The 23736-nt window shown below is 68.4% G+C and carries 19 protein-coding genes; 13 read left to right on the top strand and 6 right to left on the bottom strand.

The annotated features are described in order from the left end of the window. Positions 1-8 precede the first annotated feature (8 nt). From QRN67_RS22165 to QRN67_RS22125, 9 genes are all read left to right on the top strand, one after another. The gene (locus QRN67_RS22165; protein ID WP_081268956.1) at positions 9-1184 is read left to right on the top strand and encodes a BMP family ABC transporter substrate-binding protein; all 1176 of its coding nucleotides are present in this window, start codon (positions 9-11) and stop codon (positions 1182-1184) included. 345 nt (positions 1185-1529) lie between these two features. Beyond that, complete coding sequence (locus QRN67_RS22160) at positions 1530-5570, top strand: TOMM system kinase/cyclase fusion protein (protein ID WP_285413632.1); 4041 nt, start codon at positions 1530-1532, stop codon at positions 5568-5570. Between the two features lie 20 nt (positions 5571-5590). Beyond that, positions 5591-6382, top strand: coding sequence for a BMA_0021/BMA_0022 family TOMM bacteriocin (locus QRN67_RS22155; RefSeq protein WP_081268954.1), 792 nt, complete (start codon positions 5591-5593; stop codon positions 6380-6382). Between the two features lie 16 nt (positions 6383-6398). After that, a complete protein-coding gene (locus QRN67_RS22150) occupies positions 6399-7256 on the top strand; it encodes a class I SAM-dependent methyltransferase (RefSeq protein WP_285413630.1) in 858 nt (285 codons plus the stop codon). Next, on the top strand, positions 7249-9462 hold the full coding sequence (locus QRN67_RS22145; protein ID WP_285413629.1) for a TOMM precursor leader peptide-binding protein: 2214 nt from the start codon (positions 7249-7251) through the stop codon (positions 9460-9462). Before QRN67_RS22150 ends, QRN67_RS22145 begins: the two co-directional genes overlap by 8 nt. A gap of 23 nt (positions 9463-9485) precedes the next feature. Next, positions 9486-10424, top strand: a complete 939-nt coding sequence (locus QRN67_RS22140) for an FHA domain-containing protein (protein WP_285413628.1) — start codon at positions 9486-9488, stop codon at positions 10422-10424. A gap of 104 nt (positions 10425-10528) precedes the next feature. Next, complete coding sequence (locus tag QRN67_RS22135) at positions 10529-11188, top strand: RhiA family protein (RefSeq protein ID WP_081268951.1); 660 nt, start codon at positions 10529-10531, stop codon at positions 11186-11188. Between the two features lie 17 nt (positions 11189-11205). After that, positions 11206-11697: a hypothetical protein gene (locus tag QRN67_RS22130; RefSeq protein WP_234383041.1), complete on the top strand. Its 492-nt coding sequence runs from the start codon at positions 11206-11208 to the stop codon at positions 11695-11697. A gap of 125 nt (positions 11698-11822) precedes the next feature. Continuing rightward, complete coding sequence (locus QRN67_RS22125) at positions 11823-12890, top strand: nucleotidyltransferase family protein (RefSeq protein WP_285413627.1); 1068 nt, start codon at positions 11823-11825, stop codon at positions 12888-12890. 18 nt (positions 12891-12908) lie between these two features. Here QRN67_RS22125 and QRN67_RS22120 read toward each other — a convergent pair whose 3' ends face one another. From QRN67_RS22120 to QRN67_RS22100, 5 genes are all read right to left on the bottom strand, one after another. Beyond that, positions 12909-13301 (bottom strand): nuclear transport factor 2 family protein, encoded by a 393-nt coding sequence (locus tag QRN67_RS22120; RefSeq protein ID WP_285413626.1) that lies wholly within the window; start codon positions 13299-13301, stop codon positions 12909-12911. Between the two features lie 92 nt (positions 13302-13393). Continuing rightward, positions 13394-14674: an NAD(P)/FAD-dependent oxidoreductase gene (locus QRN67_RS22115; protein WP_285413625.1), complete on the bottom strand. Its 1281-nt coding sequence runs from the start codon at positions 14672-14674 to the stop codon at positions 13394-13396. Then, positions 14671-15432: an amino acid ABC transporter ATP-binding protein gene (locus QRN67_RS22110; RefSeq protein WP_285413624.1), complete on the bottom strand. Its 762-nt coding sequence runs from the start codon at positions 15430-15432 to the stop codon at positions 14671-14673. The genes QRN67_RS22115 and QRN67_RS22110 overlap by 4 nt, the downstream gene beginning before the upstream one ends. Further along, positions 15429-16100 carry an ectoine/hydroxyectoine ABC transporter permease subunit EhuD gene (gene ehuD, locus QRN67_RS22105; RefSeq protein ID WP_081268946.1) on the bottom strand — a complete coding sequence of 224 codons (672 nt, stop codon included), beginning with the start codon at positions 16098-16100 and terminating at the stop codon, positions 15429-15431. The genes QRN67_RS22110 and ehuD overlap by 4 nt, the downstream gene beginning before the upstream one ends. Before the next feature lie 14 nt (positions 16101-16114). Further along, entirely contained in the window at positions 16115-16882 is a 768-nt protein-coding gene (locus tag QRN67_RS22100) for an ABC transporter substrate-binding protein (RefSeq protein WP_285413623.1), read from the bottom strand. Between the two features lie 182 nt (positions 16883-17064). Between QRN67_RS22100 and QRN67_RS22095 the strand changes: the two genes are divergently transcribed. Then, positions 17065-17868, top strand: a complete 804-nt coding sequence (locus tag QRN67_RS22095) for an IclR family transcriptional regulator (protein ID WP_285413622.1) — start codon at positions 17065-17067, stop codon at positions 17866-17868. Positions 17869-17950: 82 nt separating this feature from the next. Further along, positions 17951-19012: an adenosine deaminase gene (locus QRN67_RS22090; protein ID WP_285413621.1), complete on the top strand. Its 1062-nt coding sequence runs from the start codon at positions 17951-17953 to the stop codon at positions 19010-19012. On the opposite strand, the gene QRN67_RS22085 is transcribed toward QRN67_RS22090, so the two are convergent. Further along, positions 18973-20283, bottom strand: coding sequence for an MFS transporter (locus tag QRN67_RS22085; protein WP_285413620.1), 1311 nt, complete (start codon positions 20281-20283; stop codon positions 18973-18975). The two genes, QRN67_RS22090 and QRN67_RS22085, sit on opposite strands and share 40 nt — an antisense overlap. Positions 20284-20390: 107 nt before the next feature. Between QRN67_RS22085 and QRN67_RS22080 the strand changes: the two genes are divergently transcribed. Both QRN67_RS22080 and QRN67_RS22075 read left to right on the top strand, forming a co-directional pair. Beyond that, complete coding sequence (locus QRN67_RS22080; RefSeq protein ID WP_106938139.1) at positions 20391-21344, top strand: LysR substrate-binding domain-containing protein; 954 nt, start codon at positions 20391-20393, stop codon at positions 21342-21344. A 95-nt stretch (positions 21345-21439) separates the two neighbouring features. Beyond that, positions 21440-22231 carry a helix-turn-helix domain-containing protein gene (locus QRN67_RS22075; protein WP_285413619.1) on the top strand — a complete coding sequence of 264 codons (792 nt, stop codon included), beginning with the start codon at positions 21440-21442 and terminating at the stop codon, positions 22229-22231. The last annotated feature ends 1505 nt before the right edge of the window (positions 22232-23736 follow it).

Genomic DNA, 23736 nt, shown 5'->3' with positions numbered 1-23736 from the left:
TTCCGACAATGAATGATCTGAACAAGCGCTCCCTGCTCAAGCTGGCTGCCTTCACCGCGGTCGCTTCGGCCGCCCTGATCGGCTGCGGCAAGAAAGAAGAAGCCGCAGCACCGGCAGCCGCACCCGCGGCCCCGGCTCCCGTGGCGGCCGCCCCGGCGCCGGCACCGGCAGCGCCGCTGAACATCGCGTTCGCCTATGTCGGTCCGGTGGGCGACGGCGGCTGGTCGTTCGCGCACGACAACGCCCGCAAGGCGCTCGAAAAGGAATTCGGCGACAAGATCAAGACCACCTTCGTTGAAAGCGTGCCCGAAGGCGCGGACGCCGAGCGCGTGTTCCGCGACTTCGTGAGCCAGGGCAACAAGCTGATCTTCGGCACCACCTTCGGCTACATGGAGCCCATGCTCAAGGTCGCCGCCGACAGCAAGGACGTGAAGTTCGAGCACGCCACCGGCTACAAGACGTCGGAAAACATGCGCACCTACGACAGCCGCACGTACGAAGGCGCGTACATGGCCGGCGTCATCGCCGGTGCCATGACCAAGAGCAACACCCTGGGCGTGGTCGGCTCGGTGCCGATTCCCGAAGTGCTGCGCAACATCAACAGCTTCACCCTGGGCGCGCAGTCGGTGAACCCGAAGATCACGACCAAGGTCGTGTGGGTGAACGAGTGGTTCAGCCCGCCGAAGGAAACCGAAGCCGCCACCGCGCTGATCAACGGCGGCGCCGACGTGCTGTTCCAGAACACCGACTCGCCGGCCGTGCTCAAGACCGCGCAGGAAAAGGGCAAGCGCGCGTTCGGCTGGGACTCCGACATGACCGCCTACGGTCCCAAGGCCCACCTGGCCTCCGCCGTCATCAACTGGACCCCGTACTACGTGAAGGCCACCCAGGAAGCGCTGGACGGCAAGTGGACCACCGGCCAGTCGTGGTGGGGCGTGAAGGAAGGCGCCATCGACCTCGTGTCGATCGCCGAGGACGTGCCGGCCGAAGCCAAGGCCAAGGTCGATGAAGTCAAGAAGGGCCTGAAGGACGGCAGCTTCGTGATTTGGAAGGGCCCGATCCTTGGCCAGGACGGCAAGGAACTGGTCGCCAAGGACGCCGTGGCCGACGACAAATTCCTCTCTGGCATCAACTTCTACGTCAAGGGCGTGGAAGGCAAGGTGCCGGGCGGCGACAAGAAGTAAAGCAGCAGCGCGCTGACGGCTTCACGGGCCACCCCTGGAAAGGGGTGGCCCGTTGTCGTATGTGGGCCGGCTCGGCGGGGGACGATTCGCTCGAACAGCAATGCCGTCGGCAAATAAAAAGTAAATCCGTTAAGAAGTGAGCGCTTATGTGTTACAAAATGAGACTTAACTCCTGAATTGTTATCTGCCTGCCACTGCCTGGATCTTCTTTCACGCCAATCCGTGAGGAAAATCCTTGCCTTCAGCTAGAGTAACAATCGGTGTCGCAGCACCGGTCTGCTGAAAGGTGGATCGGGCGCCAAGCGCCTTCAGGAGGACCGCCAAAGATCCACAGACGAGGCTGAAATGCAGGATGCCGTCACCAACCCCACTCAAGCAGCAGCGTCCCAACCCGCGCCGATTCCGCTGGACATTCCCGGCTATGAACTTCTGGAGGCACTGGGCGCCGGCGGCTACGGCACGGTGTACCGCGCGCGCCAGCAGAGCACGGGCGCACAGGTCGCGATCAAGGTCGTGAAGCTGCAGGCGGGCAACCGGCGCGTGGCCCGCTTCCATCGCGAGACGCGGCTGTGCGCCGCGCTGCATCACCCGCACATCGTCCAGCTGCTCGACAAGGGCGAGCAGGACGATTGCGTCTATGGCGTCTTCGAATACGTGCCGGGCGAAACGCTCACCAGCCTCATTCGCCGCCAGGGCGCGCTGACGGCGTCCGAGACCGGCCGCCTCATGGCCGAGGTGCTGGACGCACTCGACTGCGCGCATGCGGCCGGCATCGTCCACCGCGACCTCAAGCCCGACAACGTGATGGTGACGCTCACCGGCGCCGTGCCGCACGCGAAGGTGCTCGACTTCGGCATCGGCACCGTCATTCCCCAGCGCACCGGCCTGCAGTTCCCCGCGCTCACGATGACGGAGGAGAGCCTGGGAACGCCGGCCTACAGCGCGCCCGAGCAACTGCGCGGCGAGCCGCCGAGCATCCGCACCGACCTCTACGCCTGGGGCCTGATGTTCCTCGAATGCCTGACCGGCGCACCCGCCGTGCAGGGGGCCTCGGCGGCGGAAATCCTGCACCGGCAATTGAGCCCGCAGGAAATTCCGCTGCCTCCCGAGATCGTGGAGCACCCTGTGGCCGCGCTGCTGCGCAAGGCGCTCAGGAAGAAGGCCGCGGAGCGCGCCGATTCCGCTGCCACGCTGCTGGCCGAACTCACGCGCCTGCGGCTCGAGGACCTCGTGGGCGTGCTGCGCTCGACCCGGCAGGCGCAGCATGAAACGCTCACGCGCACCGTGGCCACCACCCGCGTGTTCTCCGAGAAGCGGCAGCTCACCGTGCTGTGCTGCAGCGTCTCGGTGTGGCCCGACACCGATGCGGACGGCGCCGAGACGCACGACGCGCTGCCCTCCGACATCGAGGACATCGAACTGCTGCAGCGCGACGAGCTCGCGCTGTTCGCGGAGACCGCCACCCGCCGCGGCGGCCTGCTCGCCGGCACGCTCGGCGACCGCATGATCGTGTTGTTCGGCTATCCGCATGCCAGCGACACCGACGCACGGCAGGCCAGCATGACGGCGCTCGAGCTGATGGCGCTGAGCCGCCGCCGCGGCGCCGCCATCGCGCAGGCGCACGGCGTGCACCTGGGCATCCGCATGGGCATGCACACCGGCATGGCCGTGGTGGCCAACGGCGAGGTGCCTTCGGGCCATGCCGTCAACGTGGCGATGCGGCTCGAAGCCGTGGCCGAGACGGGCACCCTGCTCGCGAGCGAAAGCAGCCACCGCCTGCTGGGCCGCTACGCACACTTCGACAAGGTCGCCAACGTAAGCCTGCCGGGCCAGTCCGCGGGCATCCAGACCTACCAGCTCAATGTCGACCGGCAGGCGCCGCTGCTGCCCGACCCGTCGCCGGACGCCGCGGCACAGGCCGTGTGCGTCGGCCGCGAGGCCGAACTGGAGCGCCTGCGCGCCGCATGGAGCCGGGCGCGGCAGGACCACGGCAGCGCCGTGTGGATTCGCGGCGAGCCGGGCATCGGCAAGTCCTGCCTGGCCGACACCTTGCGCGCGCATGTGCTGGCCGAAGGCCTGCGCACCGTCGGCGCGCAGTGCCAGCCGGAGAACCGCAACAACGCGCTCACGCCTTTCCTGAACCTGCTGCGCCAGCGGCTCGACGCGGCCCCCGACACCTCGCCGGACGGCCGCCGCGAATGGCTGCGCGAGATCCTGCGCGGCGCCGGCTGCGACGAGGACGCGGTGCTGCCCATCTTCTGCGCGTGGCTCTCGCTGCCGCTGGGCAACTGCGAGCCCAGCCGCATTTCTCCTCCGATGCAGAAGGCACTGCTGCTGTCGTCGATGGCGCAGTGGCTGCTGCACATGGCCGAGTCCGCGCCGCTGCTGCTCGTGCTCGAGGACGTGCACTGGGCCGACCCCACGAGCATCGAGTTCGTCGAACAGCTCAGCGCGCAACTGCCGCACCGCCGCGTGCTGCTGGTGCTCACGGCGCGGCCCGAATGGACGCCGCCGCAGGCGCTCGAGGCCGAGTGCATCGACGTGCGCCGGCTCGAGGACGCGCAGGCCGCGGAGCTGGCGCGGCGGGCGCTGGCGCCGCGCGTGGTCACCGCCGGCGTGATCCGCAACGTGGTGGAGCGCACCGATGGCGTGCCGCTGTTCGTGCAGGAAATGGCGCGCATGCTGCTCGACGCCTACCTGGTCGAGAGCGACGGCGTCTGGGGCTTTCGCGACACGATGCAGCCGGCCGCGATTCCGGTCACGCTGCGCGACTCGCTGGTCAGCCGCTTCGACCGGCTCGGCCCGCTCAAGAACCTGCTGCAGCTCGCGGCCACCATCGGGCGCCAGTTCGAGATCGACCTGCTGTGCGCCTGCTCGGGCCGCGCGCGCGACGCGGTGGACGCCGACATGGCCGTGCTGCGCGAGGCGGAGCTGGTCATGCCCGATGACCGCGCGGGCGCGGGCGCCTACATGTTCCGCCACGCGTTGATCCGCGACACGGCCTACGAATGCATGCTGGTGGCGCAGCGCCGCCAGCAGCACCGCGACGTGGCGCAGACGCTGATGCAGCGCTATCCGCAGCGCGTGGCCGCCGAGCCCGGCGGCGTGGCGCAGCACTGGGCCGATGCCGGCGACCATGCACAGGCCATCGCGCATGCGGTGCAGCAACTGCGCATCACGCAGGTGCGCTCGCTGAACGATGAAACCATCGCCTACGCCCGGCACATCGACAGCTGGATGGCGCAGCTCGGCGGCACCGCCCAGCGCGAGGCCCGGCTCGACGTGAACAGCTACGTCACGCAGGCGATGATGAACAAGTACGGCTGGGCCCACGAGCAGGTGGTGGAGCGCATCGCGCTGTCGCAGGACCTGCTGGACGACACCGTCGCGCGCGACAAGCAGGTGCAGCACCTGTGGGCCCTCATCACCTACCACCACGTCGCGAGCAACCGCGGCGAAGTGCACCGCCTGAGCCACCGGCTGCTCGACCATGCGACGCAGCAGCAGGACCAGGGCGTGCTCGTCGCGGCGCAGACCTACCTCGGGCTCTCGCACTATTCCGAAGGTCGCTTCGACCTGGCCGAACAGGCGCTGAGCGATGCCATCGAGCGCTACGACCCCGTCGCCCACGCGCACCACGCGGCCGAGTTCGGTTTCGACACGCGGGTGTGGGCCACCACCGGGCGCGCGCTGGTGCGCTGGTTCGCTGGCCACGACGAGGCCGCGCGCAACGACGCGACCACCGCCGTGCGCCTGGCGCGCGAGATGTCGCACATTCCTTCGCTGAGCATGGCGCTGCTCTACCAGAGCCTGGGCCACCAGGCCCGCGGCGACCGGGCCCGGGCGCTCGCGAGCACCGGCGAGCTGCTCGACATCACGGCGCGCTACGGCCTGCCGGCGTTCACCGGCTACGCGGAAATCATCCGCTGCTGGGCCAGCGGCGAGGCGAGCGACATCGCGCGCGCCGACGGCGCCGTGGAGGCGCTGTGGGGCATGGGCTGCCGCTATTGCCAGAGCTATTACCGCGCCTTCGCCGCGGAGACGCTGGCGGCCAACCAGCGCTGGGCCGAGGCGGCCGAACGCATCGACGAGTGCCTGCGCCTGGTGGACGTGCTCGAAGAGCGGCTCTACAGCGCCGAGCTGCACCTGAAGAAAGCCCGCTACCTGCAGGCCGCGGGTGCCGACAGCGCCACCGTGCAGGCGTGTTTCTCGCAGGCAGCGCTGGTCGCGCGCGTGAGCGGGAAGCACCGAACCGAAGCCGAAGCCCTGGTGGCGTTGCAGGCACTGGCACCCGCCGTGCACGACGTTGCCGGACGCTTGAAGGAGCTGGCCGCCCTGCGGCCGGAACTGTCCGTGCGCACGCCCGTGCATGCGCACATCACTTGAACCCAAGGATTGAAGTCACCATGACCCTCCAGCGCCAGAACGCCGACCCGTTGCTCGAATTCCGCCTCGCCTACCTGCGCGGCATCGCCCGATCGTGGCAGGACGACGCCTACCGCCGCGAACTGCTCGAGCAGCGCGACATCCAGCCGCTGCTGCACCGCGATTTCGGCCTGCCGACGCTGTGGCCGCAGCTCGACATCTCGCTCTACCAGAGCGCCGACCCGCACCAGCGCGCCGAGTGGAAGCCCATGCTCACGGCCGGCTGGATCGGCCCCGACGACGCCTTCGTCATCGTGCTGCCGCAGGCGCCGGCGTCGAACGCCTCCGAGGCCCTGGCTGCCTACTACCAGCAGTTCCCCAACTTCATGGGCTCCTCCGCCCAGTTCGAAGCGTCCGAAGTGACACCGGGCCTGCTCGGCGGCGGCCTGCCCACGGGCCTGGGCATTCCCGGCGGCGGCCCCGATTCGCTGCTGGCCTTCGGCGGCGTGGTGCTGCGCGCCATCGCGCTCGCATGGCAGTCGCCCGAGTTCCACGCAGAACTCACTCGCGACGACGGCGCCGACAAGGCCAATGTGCTGAGCCAATGGCTGGGCTACAACAACCCGTTCAACTTCGAGATCCGCTTCGCGACCAACTCGGCGTTCACCTGGGACGCCGCCGCCGGCCAGTGGAACCAGACGAACCCGGACGGCTCGCCCATCAAGAACAGCATCCGGCTGAACTACCCGAGCGCCCCCGAAGAAAAGGACATGTGGGCGATCGCGCTGACCTCGTACAACAACACGGGCAGCGCCTATCCGTTCACCTGCTGAGCTTGCCGTCGCGCCGGTGCAGACGCAACCGCCGACCCAGGCGCTGCAGGGCGCCACGGCCACGCTGCTGCTGACGCTGGCCGCGCGTGCGCGCGCCGGCGACATGGCGGACATGGCGGACATGCCGGCGTTCGACGATCCGCAGGCGCGCCGCATTGCGGCGGCGCTGCCCCTCGACCTGTCGGGCTACGCGGCGGACGCCGCCTTCGTGCGCAGTGTGGTGGTGCGCGCGCTGCTGTTCGACCGGTACGCGGCGGAGTTTCTCGCGGCCCATCCGACGGGCCTGTGCATCTCGCTGGGCGCGGGCCTGTGCACGCGCCGCAGCCGGCTTGCCGCGGTTGCCGGCGCGGCAGCGGCCGGCGCGCGCTGGCTGAACGTCGACCTGCCCGATGCCATTTCCCTGCGCGAGCAATACATGCCCCGCGCCGAGGAAGAAGACAACCTGGCCTGCTCGCTCCTCGATGCCGCGTGGCTCGACACCGCAGGCCTGCCAGGCGACCGGCCGGTGCTGGTGATGCTGGAAGGCGTCTGCCCCTACCTGCCGCAGGCGCCGCTGGAGGCCGTGCTGCGCCGGTTGGCCGAGCGGTTCGCGCGCGGCGGGCCGCCGTGCTCCGTCGTGCTCGACCACGTGCATCCGGCGCTCGCGCGGCTTCCGATGCAGGTGGGCGGCATGCATCTGCCGGTGGTGTCGGGCTTCGAGGACGCCGCCGGACTCGCGCGCATTCATCCGTCGATCCGGGTGATGTCCGAGGAACATCCTTATGCGCAGTTCTCGCAGCAGCACCTGCTGTTCGAGACCGCGTTCCATGCCACCACGGGCGCGCGGCCCTACGCCGTCGTCCGCCTCGCATTGGGCTCGCAAGACGATGCGTGACGCCGCCGCGCCCGACCTGTTCGGCGACGTCTTCCAGTGGCACGAGAAATACCTGGCGCCGGCGGTGCTGCGCGACCGCCTGCTGCTGCTGAGCGAGAACGAGCTGCTGGTGCTCGGCTCTCCCGGTGTGATGGCGCTCGAGCGCGTGCTGCGCGAAGGCGTGAGCCTGGCGACGCACTGCAGGGACGCGGGTGCCGGCGCGCTGCTCGCCGAGATGCTGCATGCGCTTGGCGCCTTGCTGCGGCAGGGCCTGGTGCGCCCGGTGATGCTGCGCGGCGGCGAGGCCTACCTGCTGCCCGATTTCTCGGCGCCGCACACGCCCATGGCGGTCGCGGCCCATGTCGAGGCCATCTCGCTGACGGACGCGGTGGGCCGGGGCGCGGCGATGCGCTGGGGCCAGGCGCTGGCCGAGGCGCTCGATGGTGCGGGCGCCAGCATCAGCCCCGGCCTCACGATCGTGTACTGCGACGACTACCTCGACCCCCGGCTGGGCGCCATCGATGCCCGGCAGCGCGCTAAGGGACAGCCGTGGCTGCTGGTGAAGCCGGCGGGCGAGCAGGCCATGGTCGGCCCGCTGTTCACGCCGCGTGCCGGCGGAAGCGAAGGCGAGGCGCCGGCCTGCTGGCATTGCCTTGCGCACCGCTGGCTGCGCAACCGGCCGGCGCGCGCCTGGTGGCGGGCGCGGCATGGCGACCTGGACAGCGGGCCGCCGGTGCGCGCGGGCGCCAGCCTGGTGGCCGAACGGCTGGACGGGCTGCTCGTCAAGGCGCGGCAGATGCTGGTCGCACCGCCCGGCGAGGCGCAGGCGGTATGGACGCTCGATCCGCTCGAAAGAAACCCCGTGGCCGCGCGCCCCCAATGCCCGCAGTGCGGAAACCCGGGGCTCATGGCGCTGCTGCAGCGCGAGCGCATCGCGCCGGCGCCCGGCGGACCTGTCGCCGGCGCCGACGGCGGCTGGCGCACCGTGCCGGCTTCGGCCACAGTCGAGCGCCTGTCGCGCCATGTCGGGCCCCTGTGCGGCGTGATCGCGCGGGTTAGGTCCCTGAATGCAGAGTCCGACGACATGCTGACGGTCTACCGCAGCGAGATCTTCAAGACCCCGCAGACACTCGGCGACCCGGCCCCCGGCGCCTGGGTGCAGACCTGCCTGGGCAAGGGCATGTCGGCGGCGCAGTCACGTGCCAGCGCGATGTGCGAGGCGGTGGAGCGCTACGCCGCTTTCTACCAGGGCGACGAAGCCACGGTCATCGCGCCCGCCGCGGACCTGGACGCGCGCTGCATTCCGCCGACCGCGCTGGCGCACTTCAGCGAGCACCAGAAGTCGCAATTCGGCACCGAGAAGCCGCCGCACGCCGTGGCTGCGGCCGACGCCGGACCGGAGCCGGCCTGGTGGGTGCCCGCGTGGTCGCTGACCGCCGATGCGCGCTGCTATCTGCCGCTGGCCTTCTGCCACGCCCATGCGCCCGCCGAGAGCCAGTACCACGTCACCTGGACATCGAACGGCTGCGCTGCCGGGAACACGCTCGAGGAGGCCATCCTGCAGGGCTTCCTCGAACTGGTGGAGCGCGATGCCGCCGCCATCTGGTGGTACGGCCGGGTCCGCCGGCCTGCCATCGACCTGGACGGCATGCCGGTCGCCACCCGCCTGCGCCTGTCGCGCACATGGGGGCTGCAGTGGGCGCACTGGGTGCTCGACATCACGCACGACTTCGGCATTCCCGTGGTCGCGGCGGTGGGGCGGCACCGGCAGACCGGCGAATGGGCCGTCGGCTTCGGCTGCAGTCCGGACCGTATGCTGGCCTGCGAGCGCGCGCTCACCGAAATGAGCCAGCTGATCGCGGCGGGCAAGACCTTCCCGGTGCCCGGCGCCGACGGCGCGCACGAGGCGCCGGCCTTCCTCGTGCCGATGGAAGAGGCCGGCGCCGTGCCGCTGCATGCGTCGCCCGACGCCGGTGCGCGGCGCGACATCGCCGGGGAGATTGCGCGGTGCGTGGGCATCGCCACCGGCCTGGGCCTGGAGACGATCGTGCTCGACCACTCGCGCCCGGACATTCCGCTGCGCACGGTCAAGGTCGTGGTGCCGGGCCTGTGCCACATCTGGCCCGAGCGGGGCAACCAGCGTCTCTATGGCGTGCCCGTGGCGATGGGGTGGCGCGACGCGCCCCTGCAGGAAGCCGATCTCAACCCCCAGGCGCTGTACGTCTGAGCAGGCGAGCGAAAATACAGGGTATGGCTCTCTTCAGGAACAAGCGAGACGGCCGCTCCATCGTGCTGCGCCCCGTCCATGCGTTCGGCCGCCGTCCGTCGGCCTGCCAGACCGTGCTCAAGGCGCCCGATGTGTCGCAGGTCCATGCATTGGTCCGCTGGAACAGCCTGGCCTGGGAAATCGTCGACCAGAGCCGCAACGGCACCACCCTGGACGGCGTACGCCTGCCGAACGGCCGCTGGACCGCCCTGAGCGTGGGCGCCGAGGTGCGCATGGGCCTGGGCGACGAATCGGCCTGGATCGTGCAGGACCTGGCGCCGCCCGTCACCTGCCTGTTCCCGGGCCAGGGACACGGCGTACCCGTGGCGCTCAATCCGCGCGAAACCCTGTTGCCCGACGCCCAGCAGCCCGAGGTGAACGTGTATTTCCACGAGGGGCGCTGGATGCTCGAGCACATCGACGGCATCGAACACCTGAACGACGGCGCCATGGTCAGCACCTCGCGCGGCGCCTGGGAGTTCGTGCTGTGCGACGACCTGGAGTCGACATCGGAGAACGCCGTCGCCTCGTCGGCGCCGAAGACGGCGGATGTCGCGCTGCATTTCGACGTCAGCCAGGACGAGGAGCACACCAGCCTCAGCCTGCTGGCGGATGGCAAGTCGGTGTCGCTGGGCGAGCGCATCCACCACTACACCCTGGTCACGCTCGCGCGGGTGCGCCAGCAGGACGCGCAACGCGGCGTTCCACCGCAAAGCCAGGGCTGGATTGGGCTGGACGACCTCTCGCGCATGCTGGGCGTGGAGCCGTCGTACGTGAACATCCAGATCTTCCGCGCCAAGCACCAGATCCTCAATGCGCTGCCGGCCAGCCTGGGCGAGCCGCCACTGGTCGAGCGGCGGCGCGGCAACGTGCGCCTGGGCGACTACCCCTTCGAGATCCGGGGCGGCGCGCACCCCATGTAATCGGTTGTAATTTCATTTCTCTCCCGCTCTCCCTAGAGTGACTTCCAGTGCAATGCCGCCCCTGCGGCGCGCATTGGCTGATTCAGTCACTTCTTCAGAGAGTCATGGGAAAGATCTATTCCGTCACGGTCGACAACCACGCAAGCCATTCGGCTTACTTCATGGTGTTCCAGAGCGACCCGACCCAGTGGGCGCCCAACGCCTTGTCGCTCGCCTGGTTCGCCAAGTATTCGAACCCCGGGCAGAACGCGCGTACCCGCTTCGAATGGACGACCGACACCGGTTTCTCCTGGGCTGAAACCGGCGAGCTGCAGCCCGGCATCCAGTTCGCTCCGGCCGAAACCTGCGAGCCGAGCGGCGGCAGCAACAGGATCTCGCTGGACTGCGAGGACGGCATCTACCGGTTCGCCAACCCCAGCTGGGGCGCCGATCCCGCGCGCTTCTACCTCGCCGAGACCGCCAACATCCCGGCCCGGTCACAGGCCTGCGTCGGCGTGACCATGTCCGGCAGCACGGTCTATGCGGTGCAGGCCCGCCCGAACCAGAACCTGGCCTTCTCGCCACGCCCCCGGTACTTCATTGCCTACGGCGACTACCAGCAAGGCGACGTCATCGATGTCAGCACGGTCAACAACCCGCTGGAGCTGTCGTTCCCGGCCGGCGTCCATGCGCTGACGACCACGCTGCATGCCGACGGCAGCTGGACCCGGCCGATCTCCCTTGCCCGGGCCAACGAGCAGCGCCTGCGGCTGCTGTCCATTTGAGTGAGGAGGAAAGCGAAATGCATATCGCCAGCGCCAACGTTTCGAGGCCGACACCGGATTTCGCGGAGGACGACCGTGAAAAGAACACCGCGTTCTTCAATGCGCGGCGCCACGCCGACGACCCGCCTGCCCGGCGCGCCGGCGAGGGCGCGATGAGCATGGACGTGCGGCGCGTGCTGCTCGTGCCCCCGGGCGCCCGCCTCGAGGATCCGCGGGTGACCTGCCTGCCGATGGAAGAGCGCGTCTGGGAGAGCGGCTACACGCTGGTCATCGACGAAGTCAAGCGCGGGCTGCTGCAGGACTTCTGGAAGCACTACTACGGCTCGTCCGCCGAGATGGACGTCTCGGGCGTGCAGCTGATGGAGTTCCGCAAGGACATCATGGCGGTGACGCCGGAGTGCGTGGGCCAGCCGGCGGTGCTGCGCTTTCTCGTCGAACTGGGGCGGATGTGCGTGCAGGCCTACCGCCAGGACGCCAGCCTGCGCGTGGTGACCAACCACGCGGCCTGAGATCCGATTGCTGCTGGAGGACATATTCGATGGGATGCCTGGCTCCTCAGAACATGAGGCAAATTTTCCCGAGGTGCCCCGGACCCAGGGACCTGTACAGCCCTGATGCCACGACCGGGCAGGCCATGGCTCCCGTTTGCCCCTGGTGCCGCAAGGAGGATCGAAACACGCATTTCGATCCCGCCCGGCTTCAGGTGCGCGCCGTCCAGGTGGAATCGCACAGTCCGGTATTGCAGCGCCCGGAAACCGCGGAGCCTGCCCAGGCGCGGTCGGTGATGACCCGTTGGTTCCTGGCCTCGCTCTATGTCGACGCGATCGGCAGGCCGCCGAGCCCGGATTCGCTCGCGTTCTGCGTGACCGGTTCCCTGGCCCGCCTGGATGCGGCCCCGGTGTCCGACATCGAATGCTTCGTCATCCTGAAGGACCCGTCCGCCGCCGTGCGGATGAAGGCTGTGGGGAGGGTGTTCAGGAAAAAGCTGCTGGCCACGGCGCCGCAGGATCCGGCGGGGAGGGCGGGCGATCCCGCCGGCATCGACCCGGTCACGCTCTGCGATGGACCCGCGGAGATCCGCAACCTCATCGTGCAGAGGAACATGGACCGGCTGATTCATCCGCTGCTGAATGCGCAGGTGGCTTTCGGCAACCGCGAACTCCTCGCGGAGCTATGCGATCTCCTGAAGAACGCGGCGTCACCGGACCTCAGAGCCCAGGGCCTGTCGGACCTGAAGGCGTGTTTTCATGACTGCCAGCCGTCGAGGCTGCCGGGAAGCTTCGGCGGCCTGGTGGCGATGGACCTCGAAAGAGACCTCGCCCGGCCACTGGCGCTGTGCGTGAACGGCCTTGCCAGATACAACGGCATCGATGCTATTGGCGTGCGCGCCCAGGCCCACGAACTCCGGACGGCCAAGGTCATATCCGCCCCTGTGCACGAGATGATCATTGCCTGCTCCGAGGCGCTGGATCGAATCTGCGCGGCCTCGCAGCTGGCATGCCTGGGCCATCACCCGGACACGCTCGACGTCAGCAGCGAGGCAGAGGTTCCCGGCGAGTTGATGAAGGTCGCCGCCCAGGTCAATTGCCTGCAGCACATCGCGTCCAGGTATCTTGAATGGCTCGACTCCGGCACGCCGGTCATCTTCGGCAACGAGAGCCCCTTCCTGAGCAAGTCTCCCGCGACCTACTACGGGGTGTGACCGGCGCGGCAGGTTCGTTCAGGCCTGCGCCGCCTGCAGCTGCGCGCCCATCTTCTGGTGGATCAGGTTCACCGCCTTCAGCGGGCGCAGCATCACCTTGAACTCGGTGATCCGGCCGGCGTCGTTCCACTTGATCATGTCGACGCCGTTGATCTGGATGCCCTCCAGCTCCAGCGTGAACTCGAGCACCGCGTCGTTCGCGGACTGGAGCTCGCGCACGTATCGGAAGCTTTCGTTGAAGAACACCTGGAACGCCGCGGCCAGGTATTTCTGCGTGATGGCCTTGCCCACCTGGGGCTTGTGCACCACCGGCGAATGAAAGACGGCCTCGTCGTCGAGCAGGGCGTCGAGCCCCGCCGCGTCGCGTTCCTTGACGAGGCGGTGCCAGGTGGCGAGTGTGTCGATCGGCATGGGTCTCCTGGGGCTGTTGTGGTTGACGCCCGCCATTTGACGCACGCACGCGCCGCATGGCAAGGCGGCACGCGCGCGTAGGCGACTCGCCTTCAGGCCAGCCGGTCGAGCAGGCTGTACCAGGCCACCCCGCCCGCCACGTAAAACCGTTGCAGGCCGTGCAGTGGAATCGGCCGGATCGGCGTCACCGGGTACGGAAAGTCCGCACCCGCGTCGATGAGCCGGGCGGCCAGGTGCTTGCCCATGCTCGTGGCCAGTGCAATGCCCCGCCCGTTGTAGCCCAGCGCGATCGTCACGCCCGGCGCCGGAGTGTGCACATGCGGCATGAAGTCGCGCGTGACCGCGATGCGCCCGGCCCAGCGGTACTCGTAGCGCAGCGGCCCCAGTTGGGGAAACAGCAGTTCGAGCGAACGTTCGAGGTGCGCGAAATCCGCGGGCCCGGCTGGGTCGGCGAAGTGGCCGCGACCGCCCATCAGCAGACGGCCCTGCGCGTCCTTGCGGAAGTAGAGCAGCAGGCGCTGCGAGGTCGATGCGGTTTCGCCGCCGGGCAGGATGGCGTCGGCCGCGGCGCCCTTGAGCGGTTCGGTGGCAACGATGAAGCTGTTGGCGGCCAGCACGGTGCGCGACAACTTCGGCCACAGCGCGCCGGTGTAGCCGTTGGTGGCCATCAGCACCTGGTCGGCGGTGATGCTGGCGCCGGTCGACGTGCTCGCATGCCAGTGCGTGCCGCGGCGCTCCAGCGCCGTGACTTCGGTGCCGCCGTGCACGCAGGCACCTGCGGCCTGCGCGGCACGCACCAGCCCGCGCGTGTACGCCAGCGGCTGGATGCTGCCGGCGCGGCCGTCGAGCCAGCCGCCCGCAAAGGCCGTGGTGCCGAGCCGCGCGCTGACGGCGGCGCGGTCGAGCTGCTGGGTGTCGACGCCGCGCCTGGCCCATTGCCCGGCGCGCGCATGCAGCGCGGCCACGTCCTTCTGCGCGTACGCCACCTGCAGCCAGCCGTTGCGCACGGGCTGGCAGTCGATGCCGTGGCGTGCGATGAGGTCGAACACGAGGTCGGCCGATGACGAGACCGCATCGATCAGCCGTACGGCGCGCTCCGGACCATGGATGCGCACCAGCTCGTCGGGGTCGTGCTTGAGCGAGGGATTGACCTGCCCGCCGTTGCGCCCCGACGCACCCCAGCCGGGCTCGTGCGCCTCGAGCACGCAGGCCTGCACGCCGGCCTCGGCCAGATGCAGCGCAGCCGAGAGGCCGGTGAAGCCGCCGCCGACGATCAGCACGTCGGTCTTGCGCGATTCGGCCAGCGGCGGCGTCGGCGCAGCGGGCGGCGCGGTGTCGGCCCAGAGTGAAGGAGGCAACGCGCGAGCGCTCATGCGCGCACCTCAGCGGACGCGATGGCACCAGACGGATGCAGCACGCGGCGCAGGAAGTCTTGCGTGCGCGCCTGGCGCGGCGCGCCCAGCACCTGCGCGGACGGGCCCTCCTCGACGATGCTGCCGCTGTGCAGGAAGCACACGCGGTCGGCCACTTCGCGCGCAAAGCCCATCTCGTGCGTGACCACGATCATCGTCATGCCCTCGTCGGCCAGCGCGCGCATCACACCGAGCACGTCGCCGACCAGTTCGGGGTCGAGCGCCGAGGTGGGCTCGTCGAACAGCATGGCCTCGGGCTTCATGGCCAGCGCGCGGGCGATGGCCACGCGCTGCTGCTGGCCGCCCGAGAGCTGCGCCGGATACGCCTGCGCCTTCTCGGCCAGCCCTACCTTGGCCAGCAGCGCCAGCGCTTCTTCGCGCGCCTGCGCCGCGTTCTGGCGCAGCACGTGGACCGGCCCTTCCATCACGTTCTCCAGCACCGTGCGGTGCGGGAACAGGTTGAAGCGCTGGAACACCATGCCCATGCGGCTGCGCAGCCGGTGGATGGTGGGCGCGGTGCGGTCCACCCGCTCGCCGAAGGCGCGCACCACGCCACCCTCGTACGACTCGAGGCCGTTGATGCAACGAAGCACGGTCGACTTGCCCGAGCCCGAAGGGCCAATGAGGCAGACCACCTCGCCCTTGTCCACATGCAGGCTCACGCCCTGCAGCACGCGGTGCGTGCCGAAGCGTTTTTCCAGTCCCTCGACGTGGATCATGGTTGTTTTCTCCCGGCGGCGAAGCGTTTCTCGAGCCGGCGCAGGCCGTACACCAGCGGCAGGCTCATGAGCAGGTAGAGCAGGGCGACCAGCGTGTAGACCGTCATGTTCTGGAAGGTCGACGAAGCGATGAGCTGGCCGGCGCGCGTCATCTCGGCCACCGTGATGGTCGAGACCAGCGAGGAGTCCTTGAGCATCATCACCAGCGTGTTGCCGTAGGGCGGCAGCGCGATGCGAAAGGCCTGCGGCAATATCACGCGCCGCATGATCAGCGCCGAGCGCATGCCCATGGCCTGCGCGGCCTCGCGCTGCCCGGGGTCGACCGCCTCGATGCCGGCGCGGAAGTTCTCGGCCTGGTAGGCCGAGTAGGCGATGCCCAGGCCGATCACGCCGGCCTGGAAGGCCGTGAGCTGCACGCCGAACTCCGGCAGCACGAAGTAGATGTAGAAGAGCTGCACGATGATCGGCAGCCCGCGGATCACGTTGACGATCACCGAGCCCGCCCAGGACAGCGCGCGCACCGGCGACAACTTCATCAGCGCGAGCGCAAGGCCGAGCGCGCTGCTCAGCAGGAAGGCCAGCACCGTGACTTGCACGGTGACCACGGCGCCCTGCAGCAGGATGGGCAGGAAGTCCTGCGCGTTCTGGAGAAAGGTGGGAGCAGCCATGGGTCAGCGCGCTCTCAGATGCCCCACTTCTGCACGATCCTGGCGAGCGTGCCGTCGGCCTTCACGGCGGCAATGGCGTTGTTGAGGCGAGCCAGCGTCTCGGTGTCGCCCTTGCGCACCACCAGGCACACGCCACCCACGTTCACCGGCTTGTAGCTCTCGACCAGCCTCACGCCGGGAAAGGTGTTCTGGCGGATCTGGTAGGCCATGATGGGTTGGTCGCCCAGCCCGGCCTTGATGCGGCCGAGGGAGAGGTCGCGCGTCATGTCGGCCACCGAGTCGTAGCTGCGCACCTCCTTGAAGATGCCCTTCTTGTTCAGCATGTCGAGAAAGACGGTGCCGACCTGCGCGCCCACCACCTCGCCCTTGAGTTCGTCGAGCGAGACATACGCACGGGCGTCGTCGGCCTTGACGATCAGGCCCTCGCCGTACGAGTACACCGGATCGCTGAAGTCGACCACCTCCTGGCGCGCCGGCGTCTTCAGCATGGCGGCCGAGACGATGTCGATCTTGCGGGCGGTGAGCGAGGGGATCAGCGCCGAGAACACCGTCTGCTGCACGTTGACGTTGAAGCCACCCGCCTTGCCCACGGCGGTGACGGTGTCGACCATCATTCCCTGGATGCTGTTGGTCTTCACGTCCAGGAAGGTGAAGGGCACGCCGGTGGCGGTGGCGCCCACGTTGTAGGTCGGCGCGGCGCCCTGCGCCACGGCCAGCGAGGCGCCGCCCACGATGCAGAGACCCAGGGCCAGGCGGTGAAGGCGGCGAACGATGCGATTCATGGATGCGCTCCTTGAAGGACAGAAGTTGGAAAAGTGGACGGAAAGGATGGGTGCCTTTCGCGATGCAACATGCGTGCCAATAGTCGATTCTTTTGAATCTCTTATCAATAAATGAAAACCACTAGTCGATCCTTAAGTATCGATATTCGATATTTAGGGCGAGCGTGGATATACTCGAATCCATGGAAGCCACACCCGACGCAGCCCCCGAAGACGGCCAGAGCCTGCTTTTCAACCAATCGCTGGAGAAGGGCCTGGCCGTGCTGCGCGCCTTCAGCGCCCGGCGCCGCACCATGACGCTGGCGGACGTGGCCGCGGCCACCGACATCACCAAGAGTTCCGCCCAGCGCATGGTCTTCACGCTTGAGAAGCTGGGCTACGTGCGCAAGCACGCGAAGACACGGCGCTACCAGCTCACGCCGCGCGTGATGGAAATCGGCTTCAACTACCTCGCGGCCAATCCGCTGATCGACGTGGCCAATCCCTTCCTGTCGGAGCTGACCAAGGTGACGACGGAAACCTCCTGCCTCACCGAGCCGGACGGACTCGACATGGTCTACGTGGCGCGTTTCGTCAGCGCGCAGTTCGTGCCGGTGCACATGCCCATCGGCAGCCGCATCCCGATGTACTGCACGGCCTCGGGCCGCGCCTTCCTGAGCGCCTTGCCGGAAGACGAGGCGCGCGCGCTCATCGAGGCGTCCGACCGCACGGCCCACACCATGCACACGCTGACCGACGTCGACGGCATCCTCGACGCGCTGCGGCAGGCGCGGCTGCAGGGCTTTGCCACCAATGCCGAGGAGCTGTTCCTCGGCGACATGACGATCGCCGCGCCCGTGCTGGGCAGCCAGGGGCGCCCGGTCGCGTCTGTGCACGTGGTGGCGCCGACCAGCCGCTGGACCATCGACGAGGCCGTGCGCAAGCTGGCGCCCACGCTGCTGCTGTGCGCACGCTCGCTGACGAGTTCAGCACGCAGCATCGACTGACGCCCAAACGGTTTCGGGCATCGCCCGGGCGGCGGCTGGCTTTATGCTTTGCAGGATCACAACGCAGCAGCAGTCCCCCACCATGACCGATTTCCGCCCCGCCTACGACCAGAACTTCGACCGCATCGGTACCGACCGCCTGCCAGAGCTGCTGCGCGCCATGCCCAAGGCCGAGCTGCACATGCACATCGAAGGCTCGCTAGAGCCCGAGCTCATCTTCGCGCTCGCGCAGCGCAACGGCGTGTCCATTCCCTACGCCAGCGTGGAAGAGCTGCGCCGCGCCTATGCCTTCACCAACCTGCAGAGCTTCCTGGACATCTACTACGCCGGCGCCAGCGTGCTGCTGAAGGAGCAGGACTTCTACGACATGGCCTGGGCCTACCTGGAGCGGGCCGCCGCCGACAACGTGGTGCACACCGAAATGTTCTTCGACCCGCAGACGCACACCGCGCGCGGCGTGCCGATGGAAACGGTGGTCAACGGCCTGCACCGCGCCTGCGTCGACGCCCAGCCCAAGCTGGGCGTGAGCGCGCTGCTCATCATGTGCTTCCTGCGCCACCTGAGCGAGGAAGACGCCTTCGAGACGCTGGAGCAGGCGCTGCCGTATCGCGACAAGTTCGTCGGCGTCGGCCTGGACTCGAGCGAAGTGGGCCATCCGCCCGAGAAGTTCGCGCGCGTGTTCGCACGCTGCCGCGAGCTTGGCCTGCACCTCGTCGCGCATGCCGGCGAAGAAGGCCCGCCGGCCTACGTGTGGAGCGCGCTCGACGTGCTGAAGGTGGAGCGCGTCGACCACGGCGTGCAAAGCGCCAAGGACCCGGCGCTGATGCAGCGGCTCGCGCAAGACCGCATTCCGCTGACCGTGTGCCCGCTGTCGAACCTCAAGCTCTGCGTGTTCCCCGACCTTGCGCAGCACAACCTGGGCACGCTGCTGGACGCGGGGCTCGTGGCGACCGTCAATTCCGACGACCCGGCCTACTTCGGCGGCTACATGAACCAGAACTTCACGCAGACCTTCGAGGCCACGGGACTCGGCGTGCGCCACGCCTGGCAGCTCGCGGCCAACAGCTTCGAGGGCAGCTTCATCGATGACGCGGCCAAGCGCGCCTACGTCGACCGGCTGAACGCGGTCTTCGCGGCGTTCTGATCCGGCGCGGCACCGGTCACGGGCCGCGGCACCAGGAGCGGCATCGCCACCAGCGCGCAGGCGCTCGCGGCCAGCCACACCAGCGGCCAGCCCTGCAGCGCCATCAGGTGCGGAATGGAGAAGGGCGTGACGAAGCACACCAGGAACACGCTGGTGTTGGCCATGCCCAGGGCTGTGCCCGCGCGCGCCGCGCCGGCCAGCGTGGCCAGTTCCGTGTAGGCCACGCCGTGCCAGGCCGAGACGCACACGCCGCTCGCGGCCAGCAGCACGACCAGCGCGACGCGCAGCGCCGATGAATCCGCGGCATGCGCGCCGCCGAGCAGCACCAGCAGCGCCAGGCCGGCGAACAGCAGCACGCTGAGGCCGCTGCAGGCGCGCAGGTAGGCCGGGCGATTGCGGCGGCGATCGGTCCAGCGACCGCTCCACACGCGCATCACCATCGCGCCGATCTGCACGAACACCATGGTGGCGGTGATCGCCGCGAAGCTGGCATGGCCGAAGTCGTGCAGAAACACGGTGCCGAAGGAAAGCACCGCGAACTGTGGCGCGCAGAGGATGCCGATGCCCGCCACGATGCGCCACACGCGCGTGTCGCGCAGCGGACCGCTCCGGGGCGCGGGCGGCTCGGAAGCGCCCGGCTTGCCGCGCGGCGCAACGGGCGGCTCGTGCACCCAGGCCCAGCTCATCGCGGCGCTCAGCGCGCACAGCAGGGCCAGCAGACCGTACAGCGCGGCGAAGCCGAAATGCAGCGCCACGAAGGGCAGCACCAGCGCGCCGATGCCGCCGCCCAGCGGCACGGCGGTCTGCCGGATGCTCATCGCCAGACCGCGCTCGCCGGCGCTGAACCATGTCATCACCGCGCGGCCGCTGGCGCCGTTCACGCTGCCGCCGAGCAGCCCGACCAGCAGCAGCCCGGCGCCGAGCCAGCCCAGGCCGGGCACATGGCCCCCGGCAGGCGCGGCCCACAGCGCCATCGCCACCAGCGCGAGGGCGGTGCTGCCCAGGCCCGTGAGCAGCACCGGGCGGTCGCCCCAGCGGTCGGTCAGCAGGCCCCAGGGCAGCTCGCTCACGGCGATGCCCAGCCCCATGAGGCCGAGCACCAGCCCGAGCGTGGCGTTGTCGAGCCGGTATCCGGTGCGCATGAGCACCGCGGTCATCGGGATGCCGCTGAATGCGACCGAGAAGGCCGCGTTGGCGGCCACGCCGGCGGACAGCACTTTCCAGCGGTGGCGGGGCGGGAATGCGGGGGAGGAGGAAGTCGTGGGGCTCATGTTGCGGTGCAGTGTCCGCTGTTGCCAAGGTTTTGAAAATCAGAAAATACTTGGCTAATCGTCCTAAAAAACAGGATGATCGAAATCGCAGGAAAAAAGGAAAACCCATGGCCCAGGTGATGTTCGATCTCGACGTGCTGCGCAGCTTCTCCACCGGCGTCGCGCTCGGCAGCTACGCACGCGCGGCCGAGAAGCTGGGGCGCTCGACCTCGGCCGTGAGCGCGCAGCTCAAGAAGCTGGAGGCGCAGGCGGGCACCGTGCTTTTCCGCAAGGTGGGGCGCGGGCTCGAGCTCACCGATGCCGGCGAGACGCTGCTCGCTTATGCCCACCGCATGCTCGAGCTCAACGACGAAGCCAGCGCCGCCATGCGCGGCGTCGACCTGCAGGGCGCGGTGCGGCTGGGCCTGCAGGAAGACTTCGGCGAGACGCTGCTGCCCGCCGTGCTGGGACGCTTCGCGCGGGCCCATCCCAAGGTGCGCATCGAGGCCTGCGTGGCTCGCAGCGCCGACCTGCGCGAGCGGCTCGAACTCGGCCAGCTCGACCTGGCGCTGGCGTGGGACGCGGGCGACCAGCCCCTGTCGCCCTATGCCGAGCGCGTGGCGCGGCTGCCGCTGCTGTGGATCGGCCCCAGGTCGCCCGACCGGATCGACGCCGCCTGGTGGACCGAGCGCGAGCGCCGCGGCCCGGGCGCGCGCAAGAGCCGGGAGCCGTTGCCGCTGATCATGCTCGACGCGCCATGCCCGTTGCGCGAGATCGTCATCGCCGCGCTCGACCGCGCCGGCGTGCCGTGGCGCCGCGCGTTCGCCAGTGCCAGCCTGTCGGCGCTGTGGGCCGCCGCTTCGGCCGGGCTGGGCCTCACGGTGCGCACCCCGTTCGGGCTGCCCGCGCATGTGCGCACCATCGACCGGGCGGTGCTGTCGCTGCCGGCACTGCCGCAGATATCGCTGGTGCTCTACCGCGCGCAGGCCCGGGCCGAGGCCCCGGCGAGCCGGCTCGCTTCGCTGCTGCTCGAGGCGGTGCGCCAGCATGTGCAGACCGATGCATCGTCCGCCGCACACTGAAGGACTGCTGCCTGCGGCTGGGCACGATGCCTCGCCGGGCCGCCGTGGCAATGCGTGAGAATCCGCCGCTGGAGACAAACCAGAAGTGAGACGGCATGGCCTCGCAGAATTTCTTGCACCTGTGGGATGACAGGTTCCTCTACATCACGCCCGCCATCCAGTCGGGCCTCACGGCCCGCTCTTCGGCCACGCTGCTGGCGTCGGTCAGCGGTCATCCCTTCACGCTGGAGGCGGTAGACGGCACGCGCACCCGCTGCATCGCCGCGCTGGTCGCGCCGCACGTCGCGCGCCGGCTCGACGTCGACGGCTGCGGGCTGCTGTCGCTCAACCTCGACCCCGCTTCCAGCGCCTACCGCATGCTTGCCAAGCGCATGGGCGGCCACGGCATCGTGCCGATCGACGCACGCCGCTTCGGCCGCCTGCGCGACGACTTCGACCCCGCCCAGCGCGGCGAGCTCTGCAAGGAACGGCTGCAGGCGCTCAGCGTGAAGCTGGTCGAGGCCATCACTGAATTCCCCGAGATCGGGGTGACCATCGATCGCCGCATCGACCGCGTGCTGCAGGCCATCCGGGCGCATGCCGGGAAGATCCAGCTGCGCGAGCTTTCGGCCGTGGCCTGCCTGTCGCCCGACCGCCTCACGCACCTGTTCGCCGAGCAGGTGGGCGTGTCGGTCAAGCGCTATGCGCTGTGGACCAAGGTGCGCCGCACGGTGCAGCAATTCACCGCGCAGCGGCCGCTGACCGACGTGGCGCTGGTCAGCGGCTTCACCGACGCGGCCCACATGAGCCGAACCTTCCAGCGCTACTTCGGCCTGCCGCCGTCGTTCCTGGCGAGCCAGGTGAGGGTGACGGCGGACGAGCAGGCGTCGCACGCCTGGGGGCATTAGCGGGCGCAGCCGAGGTGCGCTGGGCATCGCGCCGGGCGTGCGGAACGCCAGTGAATCTTGGCGGCTAAAACTCCGGGCCCTCGTTTGCTGCTCTGCTGGCGTCATCCGGTCTTCGCGCGGCGCGCCGTTGAATAGTCGCAAATTTCGATTTGCCGCCGTTGGATCCGCGCGTGTGCGCCGCTTTCTCACCGATCTGGGCTTGCTAACGGCTGCTTTGGGCGACATCCGATGTCTCAAATGGGCCCTGAGCCGACTTACCAGTTTCTCCAAAGCGGCCACTGGAGACACGCTTCAGAGAAGTCTTGTGACAGCGCCAACAGGACGACGGTGGCGACAAAAAGGATGCATATAAGTCCCATACCGGCCCACCAAATGCGCGCGTCGCGTCTCGCGCACCTCTTGCAAGCCCGGGCCGATGTAGCGGGCCCTGGCCCCCCGGCCACGCGGATGTCTACGGACTGCATTGGCCCCAACTCCACCCCGCATCGAAAGCAGTTCCAAGAAGTGCCTATTCGTTGAGCCCTGCGGTGGTTGTATCTATCCCAAACAAGCACGCCCAAGAACGCAACCACAAGGAGCGCGAGAAGAAGTTGACTTGCATTCATGGGGTCGGAGATCGATGACGGAAGTCTGTTCCTGGCCGACTGTAGCCGGTCGCGTTGCCGTCTCGAAGGCTCAAAGCGGCCCTTCAAGTGATTCGCTATGTCCTCGGCTCTAGCGCTTGGTTGACCGCGTACCAGAATGCGGCTGCCCCGGCATCGCCCGCGTCCTTGGCTTGCTCAGACAGGCGCAGTGCATACCTAGGTGCATCCCATCCGCGGCGAAGCACCAACTCGTGCGACTCACGACCGACTTTGACGTAGTCCACTGTTGCAGGTACTGGGCAATTTTCTGGCGTCATAGCGAAGGTCTGTTTGTGACCGCCAATCGTCGATCACGACGTTTCTTTCTGAGGCCATATCTTCCTCAAAACAAGAGTAACTGGTACTGCTAAAACAGCGACCAAGATAAAGAGCAAAAGGATGATTTCATCTGTCCCGGTGCTCGCAGCGGTTGCGGCTCCGTCGACGGAGCGGTCGTCTCCAAGCAGGGCTACGCCAACGAGGAAGACGCCAATCAGTCCCGAGATAATTAGAGCTCCCATCTGCCAAGACTCAAGCCTGTCGCTGGATGCCAAAAAAATCGAGAAGGTCGAGAGAAATGGAAGTCCCCAGAGCAGGGTGCAAATCCGAAAAAACAGGGGGTCAGAAAAAATTCTCCTGCGTAAAGTCACTTGGTGCGGTGCTCCAAATTATGGCGATGGTCTAGAACCGTTCCCTCAAGTTCGAAGCGCAGGACGTCCTTCATAGCGATGTCCAGCCCCACAGTGGTCGTTCGCTCACCAAGTGCCGCCTTTACGGAAAGCACGGGTTTCATCGAATTCGGAAGCTGGGGTCCAATGTCCGGTTCTGGCGGCGGATTCAACCGGTCGATGCAACACACTTATAACTGCGTAGGCAGAAGGA

It is taken from the genome of Variovorax sp. efr-133-TYG-130, assembly GCF_030208835.1.
Lineage (GTDB): Bacteria > Pseudomonadota > Gammaproteobacteria > Burkholderiales > Burkholderiaceae_C > Variovorax.
This window is presented reverse-complemented; position numbering and strand designations above follow the sequence as displayed.